The sequence below is a fragment of the Bilophila sp. genome (assembly GCF_057864385.1).
In genome coordinates this window covers 1-4,451 of sequence record NZ_DBMAFI010000121.1, presented here as the reverse complement: position 1 = coordinate 4,451, position 4,451 = coordinate 1, and the positions used below count along the sequence as shown (strand labels likewise).

Here is a 4,451-nt window from a genome sequence, read left to right as displayed (position 1 = left end):
AATGAACAAAAAATGAGAGAGGCCCACATCACCAGACGTGGAATGAACTTTTATCTATTGATTTTCATTGAAAAAATCATCAACCGTAAAATTGAACACAGCCTTTTGCAAGGTTAGATTATAGGAAATGGTTGATTCTTTCGGCTCTGTCAGAGTACATGGTTGTTTTGTTTCAGCAATATACTGAAAATATATGCTTTTTATCCAAATTTTTCCGCTGGAGGGCCCTGTGATTGGGGGATTTTATTGGTTATTTCTTTGGAATTTCAAGGAAATAAAGCATCAACCGTTTTCTATGACACAGCCATTCTTTCTTGAAGTTCCAAAAGGATAACCGATACAATGCCTCAGCCATAAAGCCCGCCAATGGAAAAACTGGAGAAAAAGGCCGTATCACCATACTGTGGAGATGAAACAGCCACATCCTAAATGATGGACCTTTTGAAACGAACGGGGCGCAGCCTCCCCATCAGCCGGAAGCCTTGGAAAGGTGGCGGGGGAGGGAACCCCTTTCTTCAGAAGGTTTCCCATCCCCATATTCCCGCCTTTCCCTCAGGAGCCCTCATGTTCAAGTTCAAGGCATCGGATCTCCCCGAAATACTGACGCGCTGGTCGGCGCGGTATACTGTATTCGTCCCAAGCGGAAGCCCGGACAACGTGCAGATGCGCATCTGGTCGCGCCGCACCCGGAAAGAAGCCCGGTTTATGGAGCCGGACGAATACACCAACCTGAGCGTCGCGCCCAAGGGGTTCGTCTTCGGAGAACGCGAGGAGCTGTTCCGCTGGGAAGGCAGCGAGAAGACCTGTACTGCCGTCAGCGCGCCGTCTTCGTCCTCTTTGCAGGAGGAGGACAAGATCCTGTTCGGCCTGCGTCCCTGCGACACGTACGGGCTGGCCTACATGGATCGCTTTTTCCTCGGCGAACACCACGACATCAATTACCATTTGCGCCGCCAGCATGTGTTCATCGTCGCCGTGAACTGCCTTAATGCCGGGCCTGAATGTTACTGCGCCTCAATGGGCACCGGGCCGTTTGCGGAAATCATCGCCCACACCGAATACGGGATGCAGGCGGGCAAGGGGTATGACCTGCTTCTGACCCCTGATTACGGGCCCGGCCACAAGAAGGGGGAGAAGGGAGAAAATGACTGGTACTGGGTGGAGGCGGGATCGGATCGGGGCAAGGCGCTCCTGTCCCACGTCGCGCCGCTCCTGTACCGCGACCTCGAATTCACGGGCCGCAGGCGCAAGAAGGCCTTGCAGGAAGAGGCGCTGAAGACGTTCCGCCGCACGCTGGACACGTCCACAGTCCGACAGGTGCTCGCCGCGAACTTCAAGGATGAGGAATGGGACGCCATCGCTTCAAGCTGCATCGCCTGTACCGGGTGCACGCGCGTTTGCCCCACCTGTACCTGCTTCACCACCGAAGAGGAACGGGACACGCCCCATTCCGGCACCCGCGTCCGGGTCTGGGACTCGTGCCAGTCGGTATCGTTCACCCGGAACGCGGAATTCCACAACCCGCGCTCCAAGACTTCGGCCGTGCGCTACCGGATCTACGACAAGCTGCAATACATTGAAGAGCGTTTCGGCATGAAGGGCTGTACCGGATGCGGGCGGTGCGCCGCCGTCTGCCCGGCCTCCATCGACATGGTGGACATCATGGCCCGGATGAAGGAACGGACGCCCCACGAGGTGTTGGAAGCCCCCGCCCCGGCGACAAACGTGCATTATGAGCGCGAGGAACGCCTGTTCGACCCGCAGCCGTATACGCCGCTCGTAGCGGAGATCATTGATATTTTTGAGGAAGCCAAAGGCATCAAGCGGTTTACGGTCCGCTACCGCGACCGCCCCAATCAGGGCCGCCCCGCCCTGCGCGGCCAGTTCTTCATGCTGACCGTGTTCGGCGTGGGGGAAATCGCCATTTCCGTGCCGTTCAGCGACCGCGTGAAGGATGCCTTCACCTTCTACGTCAAAAAGGTCGGCAAGGTCACTACAGCCATGCACAACCTGAAGGTCGGGGACATGATGGGCCTGCGCGGGCCGTTCGGCGTGCCCCTGCCCTACGAAACGCTGAAAGGACGCGATCTGCTGGTCGTCGGCTCCGGCGTGGGCCACGCGCCCGTGCGCGCAACGCTGGTCCGGGCCATCGAAAACAAGCCGGACTTCGGGCGCATCGCCATCATGGCCAGCGCCTCAACCTATGAAGGGCTGCTGCTCAAGGACGATCTGCGCGAATGGGCGAAAGTCCCCGGCGTCGAGGTGCACTACTCGCTCTCCAAGCCCACGGATCAGGTGGATGCGCACATCGGCTACATCAACGACCTGCTGCCCGGCCTCGGCCTCGACTGGAAAAACACCTCGGCGATCATCTGCGCCTCAGCCCGCCGCATCAAGGCCGTCGCCCGTGACCTCATGCAGCTCGGCATGAAGCCCTCGGACATCTATACGGCCCTCGAAACCAACATGCACTGCGGCATCGGCAAGTGCGGGCACTGCAAAGTCGGGAGCCATTACATGTGCGTGGACGGCCCCGTGTTCACGTATGAGGAAATGCTCCAGCTTCCGCCGGAATTCTGATTTCAGGAAAAGGTTTGGCCCTGTCAGGGCATATGGCTGTTTCATCCCCCACAGCACGGTGAAAATACAGCCTTTTTAGTTTTCCCCTTGGCGGAATCCACGGCTAAGGCATTTTGTCGGTTATTCCTTTGGAACTTCAAGAAAAAAAGCATCAACCATTTTCTGTGGCGCAGCCTTTGGGAAAAGGTTTGCCCCTGTCAGGGCATGTGCTGTTTCATCCCCACAGCGCGATGAAAATACAGCCTTTTTAGTTTTCCCCTTGGCGGAATCTACGGCTAAGGCATTTTGCCGGTTGTTCCTTTGGAGCTTCAAAAAAAACATCAACCATTTTCTATGGCGCAGCCTTTAGAAAAGGTTTGGCCCTGTCAGGGCATGTGGCTGTTTCATCCCCACAGCACGGTGAAAATACAGCCTTTTTAGCTTTCCCCTTGGTGGAATCTACGGCTAAGGCATTTTGCCGGTTGTTCCTTTGGAGCTTCAAGGAAAAAACATCAACCATTTTCTATAACACAGCCAAAGTTTTTCGCCTTATAAAAATAAATAATTTAAATATGATATAAATACACATTGTTTTCCCCTGTACAAACGCGATTTTTTTTCAGGAAATCGCCCAGAAAACGCTTGACGGAACCGGGCCATCCGACTATACCTCTTTCTCGTGATGCGGCTGTAGCTCAGCTGGATAGAGCAACAGGCTACGAACCTGTAGGCCAGGAGTTCGAATCTCTTCAGCCGCACCAGAATTTTTAAGGACTTACGAGAAAAACTCGTGAGTCCTTTTTTCGTTGGTGCCAACCAGCCCAACACGCCCCGCATTTTCAGCGTATGGGGAAGCAAGGGGAAAGGTTAGATAAAGGCTCCCCACAGGGGGCAGCCCCTGCCGTCCCCTGCGCACCCATGCAAAGGGGCCGCCCGTTTTCGTTCACACGCGACGCCGGCACACGGCGCCAGCCTACAAGGAGTCCTTTCCATGAAAGCCATTGATTTCCGTTTCCGCCCCAACACGCCCGACGCCGTGGACGGGCTCATCCACAGCCCCTTCTTTGGGGACATGTGCGCTTTTTTCAACTACCCTGATCGCGCGTGGTCGGCCTCGCTCGACAAAATCGTCGAAATCATGGACGAGCATGAAATCACCGGGGTCATCACCGGGCGCGACGTCGAAACGACCTATGGCTGCCCCTGCTCCAACATGGGCGTTGTGGAGATGATGAAGGCCTACCCCCACAAATTCTATGGCATGGCCGGGCTCGATCCGCACAAAGGCATGCAGGCCATCGACGAGCTTTCCCGCATGGTCAACGAATTCGGCATGAAAGGCGCGTCCATCGATCCCTACCTCGCCAAGCTCCCGGCGGATCACCGCAAGTTTTACCCCATTTATGCCAAATGCTGTGAGCTGAAGGTTCCTGTGGTCATCAGCACCGGGCCTGGCACCCGCGTCCCCGGCGCGATCATGGGCGACGCCTCCCCCGCCCGCGTTGATGAAGTGGCCCGCGACTTCCCGGATCTCACCATCGTCATGAGCCACGGCGGGTATCCCTACGTGCAGGAAGCCTGCATGGTCTGCCACCGCAACGCCAACGTCTATATGGAATGGTCTGAATACGAGACGTGGCCCTTCGCGGACGGCTACGTCAAGGCGGGCAACGAGCTCATCCCCGACAAGCTCATTTTCGCCAGCGCCCACCCCTTCTATGACAGTTGGGAACGCGCCAAGCTGTATGAGACCCTCGGCTTCAAGCCCGACGTGCTTGAGAACGTCCTGTACAACAACGCCGCCCGCGTGCTGGGGATTGCGTAAGGAATAGGGAAAGGGAGAAATCGGGGGAGGGGAGAGGGAAACTTTCTGGAGAAAGTTTCCCTCTCCC

At 56.3% G+C, this 4,451-nt stretch carries 4 protein-coding genes and 1 tRNA gene; 4 read left to right on the top strand and 1 reads right to left on the bottom strand.

Translation table 11 applies throughout. From position 1 onward, the window contains the following. Nucleotides 1-564 precede the first annotated feature (564 nt). Nucleotides 565-2,580 carry a 4Fe-4S dicluster domain-containing protein gene (locus tag ACZM8Y_RS17780; protein ID WP_482334706.1) on the top strand — a complete coding sequence of 672 codons (2,016 nt, stop codon included), beginning with the start codon at nucleotides 565-567 and terminating at the stop codon, nucleotides 2,578-2,580. Between the two features lie 120 nt (nucleotides 2,581-2,700). On the opposite strand, the gene ACZM8Y_RS17775 is transcribed toward ACZM8Y_RS17780, so the two are convergent. Next, nucleotides 2,701-2,901 (bottom strand): hypothetical protein, encoded by a 201-nt coding sequence (locus tag ACZM8Y_RS17775; RefSeq protein ID WP_482334704.1) that lies wholly within the window; start codon nucleotides 2,899-2,901, stop codon nucleotides 2,701-2,703. Nucleotides 2,902-2,954: 53 nt separating this feature from the next. Here ACZM8Y_RS17775 and ACZM8Y_RS17770 point away from each other — a divergent pair, with 53 nt between their 5' ends. The 3 genes from ACZM8Y_RS17770 (at nucleotide 2,955) to ACZM8Y_RS17760 (ending at nucleotide 4,384) form a co-directional block, all read left to right on the top strand. Next, a complete protein-coding gene (locus ACZM8Y_RS17770; protein WP_489501966.1) occupies nucleotides 2,955-3,140 on the top strand; it encodes a hypothetical protein in 186 nt (61 codons plus the stop codon). Nucleotides 3,141-3,243: 103 nt separating this feature from the next. Next, nucleotides 3,244-3,320 (top strand) — tRNA-Arg (locus tag ACZM8Y_RS17765). A gap of 230 nt (nucleotides 3,321-3,550) precedes the next feature. Next, complete coding sequence (locus ACZM8Y_RS17760) at nucleotides 3,551-4,384, top strand: amidohydrolase family protein (protein ID WP_479859723.1); 834 nt, start codon at nucleotides 3,551-3,553, stop codon at nucleotides 4,382-4,384. The last annotated feature ends 67 nt before the right edge of the window (nucleotides 4,385-4,451 follow it).